The sequence below is a fragment of the Brevibacterium senegalense genome (assembly GCF_000285835.1).
Taxonomy (GTDB): domain Bacteria; phylum Actinomycetota; class Actinomycetes; order Actinomycetales; family Brevibacteriaceae; genus Brevibacterium; species Brevibacterium senegalense.
Genome location: NZ_HE978605.1, coordinates 169,466 through 183,682 on the forward strand (window position 1 = coordinate 169,466; position 14,217 = coordinate 183,682).

The 14,217-nt window shown below is 70.2% G+C and carries 15 protein-coding genes; 4 read left to right on the forward strand and 11 right to left on the reverse strand.

What is annotated here, in order from left to right:
- The first annotated feature begins 116 nt into the window (after positions 1–116).
- Entirely contained in the window at positions 117–656 is a 540-nt protein-coding gene (locus tag HGBR_RS11440) for a DUF4916 domain-containing protein (RefSeq protein ID WP_019159479.1), read from the forward strand.
- 6 nt (positions 657–662) lie between these two features.
- Here the strand turns inward: HGBR_RS11440 and HGBR_RS11445 are convergent, their stop codons facing one another.
- A complete protein-coding gene (locus HGBR_RS11445) occupies positions 663–1,250 on the reverse strand; it encodes a hypothetical protein (RefSeq protein WP_019159480.1) in 588 nt (195 codons plus the stop codon).
- 48 nt (positions 1,251–1,298) lie between these two features.
- Here HGBR_RS11445 and radA point away from each other — a divergent pair, with 48 nt between their 5' ends.
- Positions 1,299–2,678: a DNA repair protein RadA gene (radA, locus tag HGBR_RS17630; RefSeq protein WP_019159481.1), complete on the forward strand. Its 1,380-nt coding sequence runs from the start codon at positions 1,299–1,301 to the stop codon at positions 2,676–2,678.
- Positions 2,679–2,755: 77 nt separating this feature from the next.
- Here radA and HGBR_RS11455 read toward each other — a convergent pair whose 3' ends face one another.
- Positions 2,756–3,538, reverse strand: a complete 783-nt coding sequence (locus tag HGBR_RS11455; protein WP_147522458.1) for a hypothetical protein — start codon at positions 3,536–3,538, stop codon at positions 2,756–2,758.
- A 127-nt stretch (positions 3,539–3,665) separates the two neighbouring features.
- Between HGBR_RS11455 and HGBR_RS11460 the strand changes: the two genes are divergently transcribed.
- Positions 3,666–4,688, forward strand: a complete 1,023-nt coding sequence (locus tag HGBR_RS11460; RefSeq protein ID WP_019159482.1) for an HhH-GPD family protein — start codon at positions 3,666–3,668, stop codon at positions 4,686–4,688.
- A gap of 130 nt (positions 4,689–4,818) precedes the next feature.
- Positions 4,819–5,427 (forward strand): uridine kinase, encoded by a 609-nt coding sequence (gene udk, locus HGBR_RS11465; protein ID WP_019159483.1) that lies wholly within the window; start codon positions 4,819–4,821, stop codon positions 5,425–5,427.
- 74 nt (positions 5,428–5,501) lie between these two features.
- Here the strand turns inward: udk and HGBR_RS11470 are convergent, their stop codons facing one another.
- The 9 genes from HGBR_RS11470 to HGBR_RS17635 form a co-directional block, all read right to left on the reverse strand.
- Complete coding sequence (locus HGBR_RS11470) at positions 5,502–5,810, reverse strand: winged helix-turn-helix domain-containing protein (RefSeq protein WP_019159484.1); 309 nt, start codon at positions 5,808–5,810, stop codon at positions 5,502–5,504.
- Positions 5,807–6,301 (reverse strand): hypothetical protein, encoded by a 495-nt coding sequence (locus tag HGBR_RS11475; protein ID WP_019159485.1) that lies wholly within the window; start codon positions 6,299–6,301, stop codon positions 5,807–5,809. Before HGBR_RS11475 ends, HGBR_RS11470 begins: the two co-directional genes overlap by 4 nt.
- 191 nt (positions 6,302–6,492) lie before the next feature.
- Positions 6,493–7,059 carry an amino-acid N-acetyltransferase gene (locus HGBR_RS11480; RefSeq protein ID WP_019159486.1) on the reverse strand — a complete coding sequence of 189 codons (567 nt, stop codon included), beginning with the start codon at positions 7,057–7,059 and terminating at the stop codon, positions 6,493–6,495.
- Positions 7,060–7,165: 106 nt separating this feature from the next.
- On the reverse strand, positions 7,166–9,781 hold the full coding sequence (locus HGBR_RS11485) for an ATP-dependent Clp protease ATP-binding subunit (RefSeq protein ID WP_019159487.1): 2,616 nt from the start codon (positions 9,779–9,781) through the stop codon (positions 7,166–7,168).
- Between the two features lie 227 nt (positions 9,782–10,008).
- The gene (locus HGBR_RS11490) at positions 10,009–10,350 is read right to left on the reverse strand and encodes a histone-like nucleoid-structuring protein Lsr2 (protein WP_019159488.1); all 342 of its coding nucleotides are present in this window, start codon (positions 10,348–10,350) and stop codon (positions 10,009–10,011) included.
- The gene (locus HGBR_RS20325) at positions 10,319–10,534 is read right to left on the reverse strand and encodes a hypothetical protein (RefSeq protein ID WP_040365036.1); all 216 of its coding nucleotides are present in this window, start codon (positions 10,532–10,534) and stop codon (positions 10,319–10,321) included. Before HGBR_RS20325 ends, HGBR_RS11490 begins: the two co-directional genes overlap by 32 nt.
- A 75-nt stretch (positions 10,535–10,609) precedes the next feature.
- A complete protein-coding gene (gene lysS, locus HGBR_RS11500; protein WP_019159490.1) occupies positions 10,610–12,121 on the reverse strand; it encodes a lysine--tRNA ligase in 1,512 nt (503 codons plus the stop codon).
- A 69-nt stretch (positions 12,122–12,190) separates the two neighbouring features.
- On the reverse strand, positions 12,191–13,084 hold the full coding sequence (locus HGBR_RS11505; protein WP_019159491.1) for a Rossmann-like and DUF2520 domain-containing protein: 894 nt from the start codon (positions 13,082–13,084) through the stop codon (positions 12,191–12,193).
- Positions 13,081–14,217, reverse strand: a 1,137-nt coding sequence (locus HGBR_RS17635) for a PH domain-containing protein (RefSeq protein WP_019159492.1), incomplete at its 5' end; no start/stop codon positions are given. The genes HGBR_RS17635 and HGBR_RS11505, both read right to left, overlap by 4 nt.

Below are 14,217 nucleotides of genomic sequence, written 5' to 3' on the forward strand. Positions count from 1 at the left end.
CCGGCCGCGGGTCTCCCGGCGTGAGCCGTCGCACCACATATCTCGACATCAAGATACTTCACCCCGCATGTGGTCCACAACTCCCCCTCGCCCGATCACACCAGTACTCTGGAACCATGACGCGCACAGCCCTTGACTACGACGACAACTGGCTGGACCCGGACGAACTGGCCCACATGCGCAGGCGTCTGCCCCTCACCTACGTCCACGGCCTGCCCGTCCAGCGCGGCGACGACGGCGAGGTGGATCGGGTGGGACTCCTGCTGCGGACCCTCGACACCGGCGCTCTGGGACGCGAGATCGTGGGCGGCCGCGTGAAGTTCCACGAGTCGATCCGGACGGCACTGCTGCGCCACGCGGAGAAGGACCTGGGGACGCTGGCGCTGCCCACCGCTCCCCTCTCGCTCACCCCGTTCCACGTGGCGGAGTACTTCCCCACGGAGGGGGTGTCCCCCTACCACGACCCCCGCCAGCACGCCGTCGCGCTCTGCTACATCCTCCCGGTCATCGGCGACTGCAGCCCCGGCGGCGACGCGCTGAGCCTCGACTGGCTCACGCCCCACGAGGCCGTGAGCCCGGAGATCACCGGCGAGATGCGCCACGGCCAGCAGCACATCGTGCGCGCGGGCCTGGCGCACCTGGGCATCCTGCCCTGACGGGTCTCAGCCCAGGTCCGCGAGGACGGCCTTGAGGTCCGCCCGTGCCGAGTCACGCTGCTCCTGATCCGCCAGACCGCTGGCCGTGAGGGTCACCCGGACGCGCGTGTCCGCCGCACCGTCCTTCTGCGCGGCGGCCTCGACCGCCGCTTCGAGCTTCGCCCCCTCGCCCAGCGTCGAGCGCCAATAGTGCCGCTTGGGTGTCTCCGAGGCGCGCGGCTCCGCTCCGACCGCCATCCCGGCGACGGTTCCGGCCGCCTGCAGGAGTGATCCCGCGCGATCCCGCACGTCCGCGGCGGTGCCGTCCAGGGTGCGCGAGGCGGCGACCTGGAAGTCACCTGCACTCGACTGCCCCTCCACCCGGCGTCCGATCGCCTTCTCGTACTCGATGGTGGCGCCCTGCCCCCACCAACCCGGGTTGTCGACGCGACCGTCCAGCAGGGGCACGATCGCGCGGGCCAGCTCCGCGTGCCCCGCGTCCGCACCGCCTGCCCCCTCGAATACTGCGACCAGCTCCGCCCAGGCGAGGCCGCTGGCCTCCTCGATGCGACGGATGGCGGCCGTGATCGCCTGATCCTGCCCCTGTTCGCTCATGCATCTCAGAGTACGGCGGTGTCCGCGCCGCATGGAAGACTCGGAGCCATGGCGTCGACGATGCAGTACCTGTGCAGTGCGTGCGGTCATGGGACCGCGAAGTGGCTGGGGCGCTGCCCTCAGTGCCGCGAATGGGGCACGATCGAGGAGTCCCAGCCCGCCCAACGCACCGTCCGCACCCAGGCGAAGCCCGCACGGGAGGGCGGGGGCGCGCAGCCCATCACACAGGTCGACCGGACCCTGGCGCAGGCCCGCTCCACGCACATCCCGGAGTTCGACCGCGTCCTGGGCGGCGGGCTGGTCCCCGGCGCCGTCGTGCTGCTGTCCGGGGAGCCGGGCGTGGGCAAGTCGACCCTGCTCCTGGAGGTGTGCTCGTGGACCGCCCGGCAGGGCACGACGGTCCTCTACGTGACGGGTGAGGAGTCCGCGGCGCAGGTCCGGCTGCGGGCGGAGCGCGTCGATGCGCTGTGCGACCAGCTGCTGCTGACGGCGGAGACGGACCTGGGCGTCGTCCTGGGCACGATCGACCAGGTGAAGCCGGACCTGCTCGTCATCGACTCCGTGCAGACGCTCGCGTCCGCGGACGTCGACGGTGCGCCCGGCGGCGTCGCGCAGGTCCGGGAGGTCGCAGCCGCGATCATCCGGACCGCCAAGGACCACGCGATCCCCACCGTGCTCGTGGGACACGTGACGAAGGACGGCACGGTCGCGGGCCCGCGCACGCTCGAGCACCTGGTCGACGTCGTGTGCACGTTCGAGGGCGACCGCCACTCCCGGCTGCGCATGCTGCGGGCCATCAAGAACCGCTACGGCCCCACGGACGAAGTGGGGTGCTTCGACATGACGGAGGCGGGCATCCAGAGCCTCCCGGACCCGTCCGGGCTGTTCCTCACCCGCTCCGCCACGCAGGCCCCGGGGTCGTGCCTCACGGTCGCCCTGGAGGGGCGGCGGCCCATGCTCGTGGAGATCCAGTCGCTCGTCGCCCAGGCGCACAGCTCACCGCGCCGCACCGTCAGCGGCCTGGACTCGAACCGGATCGCGATGATCCTGGCGGTCCTCGCGGAGATCGCGCCCACGGCCAGCGCGGATTTCTTCGCGTCGACGGTGGGCGGCATGCGGGTGTCGGAACCCGCCAGCGACCTGGCGGTAGCCCTGTCCGTCGCCTCCGCCGTCCACCATGAGCCCCAGCACTCGAGGCTCATCGCGGTCGGGGAGATCAGCCTGTCCGGGGAGATCCGTCAGGTGCCGGGCCTGGGTCAGCGCCTGTCGGAAGCCGCCCGGCAGGGCATCAATCTGGCGGTCGTGGCGGCGGGCGCACTGGAGAACGTGACGGTGCCGGACGGGATGCGCATCGCGCAGTGCGAGAGCGTGCGGGATGCGGTGCGCTCCGCGCTCCCCAAGATCCAGCTGCCGGGGCCCAGGAACTGACGGACCGCACGACCCCAGGACTGGCGAACCGGAGGAGCGCCCCCACCGCACTCCCCGCGGGAGTGGGCCGTGCGGGATCAGCCGTCGCCGCTGTCGCCGTCGGCGGCGTCCTCGCCGGCACTGTCGTCGTCGGCCGTGTCCTCGCCGGCACTGTCGTCGTCGGCCGTGTCCTCGCCGGCGGAGCCCTCGTCCCCGGCGGGCTCGCTCGCCCCGTCCCCGGCCTCCTCGACCAGCGAGAACCGCGCGGGTTCGCTCTCCGTCTCCCCCAGCTTCACGACGAGGGCGTACTCCCCGGCGGGGAACGACTCGTCCGTCTGCCGGCACTCGTCGTCGACCGGGATCCGCGGCCACGTGAGCGACGCCTTCTTCGACGACTGCGCAGGGAACACCAGCGGATTGGTGGCGGCCTCGTCGTCCTCGCCCGTCGCGGCGCAGTAGCGGGACGACCAGACGGTGTCCCCGTCGCGCTCGATGACGAACTCCTGGTGCGCCTCCCCCACGTCGATGATGCAGTCCGCGTCGTGGCCGTTCGTCACCTCGATCGTGAGCTCCGGCTCCTCGCCGTCCTCGTACTCGTCCTCGTCCGTCGAGGCGGCGACCCGGACGGAATCCGGGGGGCACGCCCCCGAGCCCTCGCTGGCCTCGGGTCCGGGCGCCGCCGCCTCCGTCGTCGTGGGCTCCGGTGCGGGCGCGGACACGTCCTCTCGGATCCCCTGGACGGCCTTGACCATGAGGACGATGCCCAGCACCAGGACCGCCGCGACGACGATCGCGAGGATGCCCACCGTGATCCGCCGGCGGCGGTACAGCTGCTTCCGCGGATCCGGTCGCTTCCTGCCACCGCCGGCTCCTGCGCGCACGCGACTGCCGGTCGCCCGCGCCGACCCCGTAGACTTCCCGGGCGTGCGGCTGGGACGACCCTGACGGGGACCTCGACCGGAGCTGCTCATCACCTCGAGCCTAGGTCGATTCCGCAGGGAGGACCCGATGACACACCGCGAGGCGGGGGAGGTCACTCCTCCACCGGCGAACGCGCTGCCTCCCGTCGACCCGCAGACCCTCCGCATCGTCCAGGCCCGGGTCATCGACTGGTTCCGCACCCACGCGCGACCGCTGCCGTGGCGGGAGCCGGACGCCACCGCCTGGTCGATCCTCGTCTGCGAGGTCATGAGCCAGCAGACGCCCATCAGCAGGGTCCTGCCCCGCTGGCGAGCGTGGATGGAGACGTGGCCCACCCCCGCGGACCTGGCGGCGGCACCCGCGTCCCAGGTGCTCCTGGCCTGGGACTCGCTGGGCTACCCCCGCCGAGCGCTGCGCCTGCAGGAGACCGCGGCCGCGCTGGTCGAGCGGCACGGCGGTGCGGTTCCCGACGACGAGGACGCGCTCCTCGCCCTGCCCGGCGTGGGTGCGTACACAGCCGCGGCGGTCACGAGCTTCGCCCACGGCGGACGGACCGCCGTGCTGGACGTGAACGTGCGCCGGGTCCTGGGACGCGTGCTCGCCGGGGTGCAGCACCGTCCGGCGGCACTGACCGCACGCGAGCGGCGGTGGGCCGCAGCGCTGGTTCCGGAGACGGACCACGTCGAGTGGAACGCGGGGGCGATGGAGCTGGGGGCGCTCGCGTGCACGGCCGTCTCACCCGCGTGCGACACGTGCCCTCTGCAGGACACGTGCGCGTGGGTCGCAGCGGGGAAGCCCGTCGACCCCGCGGTGGTCCGGCGAGGGCAGGCGTGGGCCGGCACCGACCGCCAGCTTCGCGGCGCGATCATGAAGGCCCTGCGCGCCGGACACCCGTCGCCGCCCATCCCGTTGCGACTGCTGACCGCACCCACCGCGCAGCTGACGGCGGACGAGTCCGCCCGGCTGGCCGAGGTCGACGAGCCCGTGCGGCGCGCGATCGCTGCGGTGCGCGACCTGGATGCGGGCGGCGAGCGCACGGCCCGGCTGGCCACGGACCTCGTGGACGACGGCCTCGCCGTCCTGGAGGATGCGCGACTGCGGCTCCCCTGACACACACCGGCACAGCCACGCCTGCCGCGGCACCCGCACCAGCGGCTGCGTCCGCAATCCCGTGCGCCGCACGGTCCCTCCTCTAGGATGAGGTGCTGGATCAGCAGGAGTGCGAATGGAGGACTGAGGCGTGGGCGCGATCGCGGTGGGGGTCGCCGGGGGTACCGGCAGCGGGAAGACGACACTGACGCGCGCGCTGCTGGACCGCTTCGGGAACCGGTCCACCGTCCTCTTCATGGACAACTACTACAAGGCGCACGTGGGCAAGACGTTCGCGCAGCGCGCCGCGCAGAACTTCGACGCCCCGGAGGCCTTCGACGTCGAACTGCTGCGCGAGCACATCCAGATGCTCAAGTCCGGCGAGCCCATCGAGAGCCCGGTCTACGACTTCACGGACCACAACCGGTCGACGGACACGCTCACGATCACGCCCACTCCCGTCCTCATCGTCGAGGGCATCCTCCTCTTCGCGGAGCCCCGGATCTCCGAGCTGCTGGACATCCGCCTGTTCGTCGACACGGATGCGGACGTCCGCCTGCTGCGGCGGATCCGGCGCGACGTCGTGGAGCGCGGCCGCTCGCTCGAGTCCGTCGAGGCGCAGTACCTCGAGACGGTCAAGCCCATGCACGAGCTGCACGTCGAGCCGTCCAAGCGGAAGGCCGACCTCATCATCCCGGACGGCGGCCACAACCTCGTCGCCCTCGAGATGATCATCCACCGCATCGACCACGAGCTCTGAGGATCGCACAGGCAGCGGCTCGATGCACCCGCCGGTGGGTGCATCGCGCCGCTGCGTGATACATCCGGTCCTGCTCAGTCGTCTGTTCCCGCGATCCGCTGCAGTGCGCTGAGGTGTTCGCGCCAGCGTGTCAGTCCTTCCGCGGTGAGCGAGAGCGTGGTGCGCGGGCGCTTCCCCACGAACCCCTTCGTCGCGGTGAGGAACCCCGCCTTCTCCAGTTCCGCGGTCTGCTTCGACAGGACGGAGTCGCTGACCTCCAGCTCGTCCCGCAGCTCCTTGAACGACAGCTTCTCGACAGAGGCCAGTGCGGCCACGAGGGAGAAGCGGACGGGGTGGACGAGGGTCGTGTCGAGGGCGAAGCGGGGGTGCCGTGTCTCGCTCATCGCGTCTGACCGCCCGCTGCACGGTACGCCTTCGCCTCGGTCGCCGCGGCGGTCACGAAGAGGACCAGGAACAGCGGCGCCAGGAAGAAGCCGGTGAGTCCGCCGGCCAGGATCATCGCCGCGGCCCACAGCACCGACCAGATGCCCATGTAGACGAACCAGCGGGTGGCCAGGCCCCGGCGGAACGGGCGGCGGAAGAGCATCGGGACGATGATCGCCGCGAGGACCCAGGCCAGGGAGAAGACGATGACGGCCAGGCGCGCATTGAAGTCCGGGTCCGGGGCCATCCTGTCGGCCACGTGGAGGCCCAGGGTCGTCATCGTCCCCAGGACGCAGAGGATCGCGTAGGTGATGAGGACCGGGGGCATCGCGTCCGCGGTCCGGCGCTCGATCCGCCCTGCCTCATCGAGCATCCTGCGCGCCTCGTCCGCGGTGACGTCCGATCCCGTGCCCTGCTGCGTGCTGTCGTGTGCGCTGCTTGCGTGTTCCATGATCTCTCTCCTGCTGCTGGATCCGGCCCTCGGCCCGCTCCGCGAGCCTCGGCTTCATCGATCGTTCCGCCCTGCGGGCTTCCCGATGTGTCCATCGAAGCACATACTTTCCGTCATGGAAAGTACTTTCTGGAGAGTTCTCCGGCGGATGTCGTCACACGGCTGCGACCGGAGCTCGGAGCATGAGGGATTCAGAGGGTCAGGAGCATCCGCGAGTTCCCCAGGGTGTTGGGCTTGACCCGCGCGAGGTCCAGGAACTCCGCGGTGCCCTCGTCGCGCGAGTGCAGGAGCTCGATGTAGACCTCCGGCGCCACCGGGGTGCCGTCGATGACCTCGAAGCCCAGAGAGCTGAAGAAGTCCGTCTCGAAGGTGAGGCAGAAGACGCGACGGGCACCCAGGACCCGCGCGTCCTCGATGACCTGCTCGACCAGCAGCCGGCCGATCCCGCGGCCCCGGTACGCGGGGCTGGTCGCGATCGTGCGGGCCTCTGCGACGTCGGACCAGATGAGGTGGCAGGCGGCGCACCCGGCCAGGGTCTGCGTGCCGTCGGAGTGCTGGTCGAACACCAGCCAGAACTCGTGGATCGACTCGAAGTAGTCCACCTGCTGCTTGGGGACCAGGATGCGCGCCTCGACCATGGGAGCCACGAGCTCGACGATGAGCGGCACGTCCGCCGCTGTCGCACGTCGGAGGATCAGCCCGTCCCCCACCGGGTAGGCACGGTACTGGTCAGCGGCCCGCTCTGCTGCAGATGTCATCCCACCATTCAACACCGAGGCGCGCGCACGACGAAGCGGTGGGCCGGAAAAGTGATCCGACCCACCGCTTCATCTCCAGGAGCTCCCGGGGAGCCCCCTGCCGACCTCAGGAACCCGAGGGCGTATCGAGGCTGGCCTGCGCCTCCGCCTCGAGCCCGCCGCCGTCACCGGAGACGGGTCCGGAGCCGTTGGAGACGCCGGCCTCGGGGATCGCCCCGGTCGAGTCCGACTGGGTCTCGCCGTCCGTCGCGCCCACCCGGGCCAGCACCCGCGGGTCGTCCTCGCCGCGGAAGGTGAAGACGGCGTCCAGGCCCTCGCCCTCGACGTCCACGTGCACCATCTGGCCGGCCTTGATCTCCTCGAAGAGGATGCGCTCGGACAGCTGGTCCTCGATCTCGCTCTGGATCGTGCGACGCAGCGGACGCGCACCCAGCACGGGGTCGTAGCCGCGCTCCGCCAGGAGTGCCTTCGCCTCGTCCGTGAGCTCGACTGACATGCCCTGCGCCGCCAGACGGGCGTCGAGGCGGGCGAGGAACAGGTCGACGATCTCGAGGATCTCCTCGCGGGACAGCTGCGGGAAGACGATCGTGTCGTCCACGCGGTTGAGGAATTCCGGGCGGAAGTGCTGCTTGAGCTCCTCGTTCACCCGCTGCTTCATCCGCGTGTAATCGTTGATCGGATCGCCCTCGACCTGGAAGCCCATCTGCTGGGTCTTCACGATGTCCCGGGTGCCCAGGTTCGTCGTCATGATGATGATGGTGTTCTTGAAGTCCACCTCACGACCCTGGGAGTCGGTCAGGCGACCGTCCTCCAGGATCTGCAGGAGCGAGTTGAAGATGTCCTGATGGGCCTTCTCGACCTCGTCGAACAGCACCACGGAGAACGGACGGCGACGGACCTTCTCCGTCAGCTGGCCGCCCTCCTCGTAGCCCACGTAGCCGGGGGGCGAGCCGAAGAGGCGCGACACGGTGTGCTTCTCCGCGTACTCGGACATGTCGAGGGTGATGAGGGAGCCCTCGTCGCCGAAGAGGAACTCCGCGAGTGCCTTCGCGAGCTCTGTCTTGCCCACACCCGTGGGCCCGGCGAAGATGAACGAACCGGACGGACGCTTGGGATCCTTGAGGCCCGCACGGGTCCGGCGGATCGCCCGCGACACGGACTTGATCGCCTCGTTCTGACCGATGACGCGCTTGTGCAGCTCGTCCTCCATGCGCAGGAGGCGGGAGGACTCCTCCTCCGTCAGCTTGAAGACCGGGATGCCCGTGGACTGCGCCAGCACCTCCGCGATGAGCTCCTCATCGACGATGGCCTCGCCGCGGTCACCGGACTTCCAGTTGCGCTCGCGCTCCTCCTTCTGCTTCGTCAGCGACATCTCCGCGTCGCGCTCTGACTGCGCGAGGTTGAAGTCCTGCGCGTCGATCGCGGCCTCCTTGCGCCGGCGGGCGGCCAGGATCTGCTCGTCGAGCTCCTTGACCTCCGGCGGGGAGGACATGCGGGTGATGCGCAGCTTCGCGCCGGCCTCGTCGATCAGGTCGATCGCCTTGTCCGGGAGGAAGCGGTCGTTGATGTAGCGGTCGGACAGGTTCACCGCGGCCGCCAGAGCGCTGTCAGTGATCGTGACCTTGTGGTGCGCCTCGTACTTGTCGCGCAGGCCCTTCATGATGAGGACCGCGTCCGCCAGTGCGGGCTCCGGCACCTGGATGGGCTGGAAGCGGCGCTCCAGCGCGGCGTCCTTCTCGATGTTCTTGCGGTACTCGTCGAGCGTCGTCGCGCCGATCGTCTGGAGCTCGCCGCGCGCCAGCATGGGCTTGAGGATGCTCGCGGCATCGATCGCGCCCTCTGCCGCACCCGCACCCACGAGGGTGTGGATCTCGTCGATGAAGAGGATGATGTCGCCGCGCGTGCGGATCTCCTTGAGCACCTTCTTGAGGCGCTCCTCGAAGTCGCCGCGGTAGCGGGAGCCGGCGACCAGCGAGCCCAGGTCCAGCGTGTACAGCTGCTTGTCCTGGAGGGTCTCCGGGACCTCGCCGTTGACGATCGCCTGGGCCAGCCCCTCGACGACGCTCGTCTTGCCGACGCCGGGTTCGCCGATGAGGACCGGGTTGTTCTTGGTGCGGCGGGAGAGGACCTGCATGACGCGCTGCATCTGCAGCTCCCGGCCCACGACGGGGTCCAGGTTGCCCTCGCGCGCCGCGGCCGTGAGGTTCCGGCCGAACTGGTCCAGGACCAGCGAGCCGGAGGGGGTGCCCTCCTCGCGCGCACCGGTCGACGCCGGCTCCTTGCCCTGGTAGCCGGACAGCAGCTTGATGACCTCCTGGCGCACGCGCGCCAGATCCGCACCCAGCTTCACGAGCACCTGGGCGGCCACACCCTCGCCCTCGCGGATGAGGCCCAGCAGGATGTGCTCCGTGCCGATGTAGCTGTGGCCCAGCTGCAGCGCCTCGCGCAGGCTCAGCTCGAGGACCTTCTTCGCCCGGGGCGTGAAGGGGATGTGACCGGAGGGCGCCTGCTGGCCCTCGCCGATGATCTCCGTGACCTGGTCGCGGACCTGCTCGAGCGAGATGCCCATCCCCTCGAGCGCCTTCGCCGCGACGCCCTCGCCCTCGTGGATGAGGCCCAGCAGGATGTGCTCGGTCCCGATGTAGTTGTGCTTGAGGAGCTTGGCCTCCTCCTGTGCGAGCACGACGACGCGCCTGGCCCGGTCGGTGAACCGTTCGAACATGATGGTCCTCCTCGTCTGATGATTCCTAGCACTGTAACCACCGCGGGTGCGTGTTCATTGCAGTGTTCGCGGTCAGCCGAAACATGTTCGCTGTCAGCGAATCGCACTGCTCCACACGTCGGATGCGCACGGCTCCGGACGCGCGCGTGCCCCGACCTCATGGCCGGGGCATGCGTGCTGCGATCAGGTGTGCGGGCGGACCGGGACGTCCGCGCGCGGACCTCCGATCAGGGGTGCGCCTCGTGGTACTCGTCGATGATCGCCTGGGAGATGCGACCGCGCTCCGAGACCTTCTTGCCCTGCTCCTTCGCCCACTCGCGGATCTTCGCGTTGAGGTTGGAGTTCTGGGTGCCCGCGCTGCGGCGGGGGCGGGCGGATCCGGCGCGCTGCGTCGCGGCGACCCGGCGGGCCTTCGCGATGTAGGGCGCCAGCACCGCACGCAGCTTCTCTGCGTTCTCGTCCGACAGCTCGATCTCGTAGGCGCCCTGGTCCAGTCCGAAACGGACCGTCTCCGCGGCTTCGGTTCCGTCGATGTCGTCAGTCAGGACGACCTTCATCTCGCGGGCCATGAGTGCTCTTCTCCTCGTCGTCACCGGCCGCGGGTTCCTCCGCGGGGTGCTCGTCGTCCAGTTGCCGGTAGTACCTCTCCATCTCCTCCCGCTCTGTCGTATCCGAGCGGAGGATTCCACGCATCACGTACCAGAAGATCAATCCGACACCGATGGAGGGGAGGAGGACTTTGATGTACTCCATGACCACACTACCTTTTCTTCTGCGGAATGCGCATGCCCCGACGCGATTCCTGTGGGTTTCAGGGGGAGAAGGACCTCAATCAGCGATCGGCTTGACCAGTGGGAAGAGAATCGTCTCCCTGATTCCCAATCCTGTGAGCGCCATGAGGAGCCGATCGATTCCCATTCCCATACCACCGGCGGGGGGCATTCCGTATTCCATCGCCGTGAGGAAATCCTCGTCGACGCGCATCGCCTCGTCGTCGCCCGCGGCGGCATCGCGCGCCTGCGCCTCGAAGCGCTCGCGCTGGATGACGGGGTCGTTCAGCTCCGAATAGCCCGTGGCCAGTTCGAAGCCGCGGACGTACAGGTCCCACTTCTCCACGATCCCCGGGGTCTCCCGGTCGCTCTTGGTGAGCGGCGAGGTGTCGACCGGGAAGCCGGTGACGAAGGTGGGGGCGTGCAGCTCGTCCGCATGGAAGTGCTCCCACATCTCCTCGACGTACTTGCCGTGGATGCGGAAGACGCCCTCCAGGTCGATTCCGTGCTGATCCGCCAGCGCGGACAATTCCTCGACCGTGGTCTCCGGGGTGACCTCGACACCCAGCTTCTCCGACAGGGACGGATACATGCGAATGGTTCTCCATTCACCGCCCAGGTCGTATTCCTCACCATCGGACAGCGTCACCGTGTGCGAGCCGAACGCGTCGAGTGCGGCATTCTGCACGAGTTCCTTCGTGAGTTCCGCGATCGAGGTGAAATCACCATAGGCCTGATATGCCTCGAGCATCGCGAACTCCGGCGAATGCGTCGAATCCGCGCCCTCATTCCTGAAATTCCTATTGATCTCGAAGATATCGTCCAGTCCGCCCACCAATGCGCGCTTGAGGAACAGTTCCGGCGCGATGCGCAGATAGAGCTCCATGTCGTAGGCATTGATGTGCGTGGAGAACGGCCGCGCGGCGGCACCGCCGTGGATCGTCTGGAGCATGGGCGTCTCGATCTCCATGAAGCCGCGGGCGTCGAAGGTGCGGCGCAGGGACTTCATGACCTCCGCGCGCATGCGCACGGTGTCCCGGGCCTCCTGGCGGGTGATGAGGTCGATGTAGCGCTGGCGCATCCGGGTCTCGTCCGTCAGCTCCGTGTGCAGCGTGGGCAGCGGGCGCAGCGCCTTGGATGCGATGGCCCAGTCGTCGGCCATGATCGACAGCTCGCCGCGCTTCGACATGATGACGCGGCCGTGCAGGAAGACGTGGTCGCCCAGGTCGACGTCGTGCTTCCAGCGCTCCAGGCTCTCCGCACCCACCTCGGCCAGGGACAGCATGCCCTGGAGGCGCGTGCCGTCGCCGGCCTGCAGCGTCACGAAGCACAGCTTGCCGGTGTTGCGCTGGAACACGACGCGGCCGGCGACGCCCACGACGGTGTCCGTCTCCTCCCCCGGCTCCAGGTCCGGGTGGGCCTCCCGCACCTGGGCGAGGGTGTGGGTCCGCGCGACGGCGGCGGGGTACGGGGCACGCCCGTCCGCGAGCATCCGGGTGCGCTTGTCCTTGCGGATGCGCAGCTGCTCCGGATCGTCGTGCGGCTGGGGCTGGGAATCGGTCTGCGGCATGGCCCCAAGGCTACCGCGCGCCCCGATCCGGACGGTAACGGCGACGCGGGTGCCCAGCGGCTCGCCCGCTCAGGCCTCCAGCGCGTCCAGCAGCCGGGTCGCGGTCGCCTCGTCGATCGTGCCGTTCGCCAGAGCCCGGGCCGTCGTCGCCCGGGCCATCGCGCGGTAGGCGTCCGCGACCTCGGCGGACTCGTTCGTCACCGCGTGCTCCGCCAGCGCCTGCACGTGGGCCGTCACCGTCGTGACGTCGCCGCGGCTCACGGGTCCGGTGAGCGCACGCGGTCCGGACTGCAGCACGTTGGACACGCTCGCGTCGACCAGCGCGGACAGCACGCGCGAGGGGTCCTCGACGCCCAACGACGAGAGCACCTCCATCGACTGCGCGATGATCGCGATCGTGTGGTTCGACGCGTGCGTGATGGCCGCGTGGTAGAGCGAGCGGTCGGCCTCCGCGAGGATGACCGGCTCCGCTCCGATCTCCACGACCAGCGCCTGTCCGATGGGCAGCACCGGCTTGGGCGCGGTCACCCCGATCGTGGTCCGGCGCAGACGCGGCAGGTCCATGCTGGTGCCCGTGAACGACAGCGACGGGTGGAGGGCGATGGGGATCGCTCCCGCGTCCGCCGCGGGTTGGAGGACGCCCAGCCCGTGCCGGCCCGCGCAGTGGAGGACGATCTGGCCCGGGCTGAACCGGCCCAGGGACGCCAACCCGGACACCAGGTCCGCGATCGCGTCGTCCGGCACCGTGAACAGCACGAGCTCCGCGCGCTCCAGGATCGTCTCGATGTCGAGGATCGGAACGCCCGGCAGCATCGCCTCCGCCCGGTCCCGGCTGGCCTCGGAGCCGGCGGTCACGCCCACGATCGCGTGGCCGGCCTCGCGCAGCGCCGCCCCCATGACGGCGCCCACGCGGCCCAGCCCGATGATGCCCACTCCCAGGCGGGTCTGCTCGTCGATGTTCATGCGGTCGTCCTTCCCGGTGCACCGGGCGACCCGGCGACGGGCCCCCGGGTGTGCGCGTCGAGCTCCTCGCGCGCCTGCCTGGTCACGTCGACGTGACGGTCGAACAGGTGGTGCGCCTCCTCCCGCGGCAGGTGCACGAAGTGGGGGCGGATGGGGCCGGGCGAGATGTGCAGCGCGATCGTCGACAGCCCCAGCGCCCGCTGGATCGGACCCTGCCGCAGGCTCAGCGCCTGCACGCGGGCGTGCGGCACCAGTTCCAGGGTGCGGCTCAGCCGGCCGGACCGGACGAGGGCGAGGGTGCCGGTGAGTGCGTGCGCGTTGCGCTTCCACGTGACGGGGTCGACCCACCTGCTGGACCGCGGGCGACTGCGGTACGCGGACTCGGCGGCGCGCGCCTCCGGTCCCCCGGCGAACGGTCCCTGCATCCCGGCCAGCACCAGCGAGCGGGCGTCCGTGCCCGCCGGCCGCGGGTCCGGCAGGCAGAGCCCCAGCATGAGCATGACGTCGTCGACGGATCCGACCGGCAGCAGGACGTTCTGCGTCTCGTTGTCGCTGGCGTCCGAGGCGATCGTGAACTCCGCCCGCCACCAGCCGGCCGGTCGCCACAGCAGCGGCTGCGCCAGCTTGACCGCCTGGATGCGGTCCAACGGGATGATCCGGTTCGTCGTCGAGGCCAGCCCGTAGCTCACGCGCAGCCCGTCCTGCGTGAGCGCGACGGTGAAGTTGGCCCGCCCCAGCTCACTGCGCAGCACTCCCACCAGTGCCAGGATCCCGGGGATGAACGCGAACAGGGATGTCGCGAGAGCCGCGGGCGAGATCACGATCGACACGACAACGGCCCCCACGACCAGCGCGATCATGATGATGACGGACACCAGCACGGACGTCGACAGGAGCGCGGACAGGATGAGCCGGTGCAGCGGCACCCGCAGCAGACGCCCCTCCTCGCCGGCCGTGGGAGACAGGCGGTACGGGGCCAGCAGCTCGCGGAGGCTGCCGCTCAGGTCGTCCGCCGCTGCGGCCGCGTGCTGCTGGAGCCCGGCCGCGTGCCGGCTCAGCAGCCGCTGGCCCAGCGGCGCCGTGGGTGCGTCGGTCAGGCGGGTCGAGGAGGCCTGGGGCCGGTCCCCCGCCGC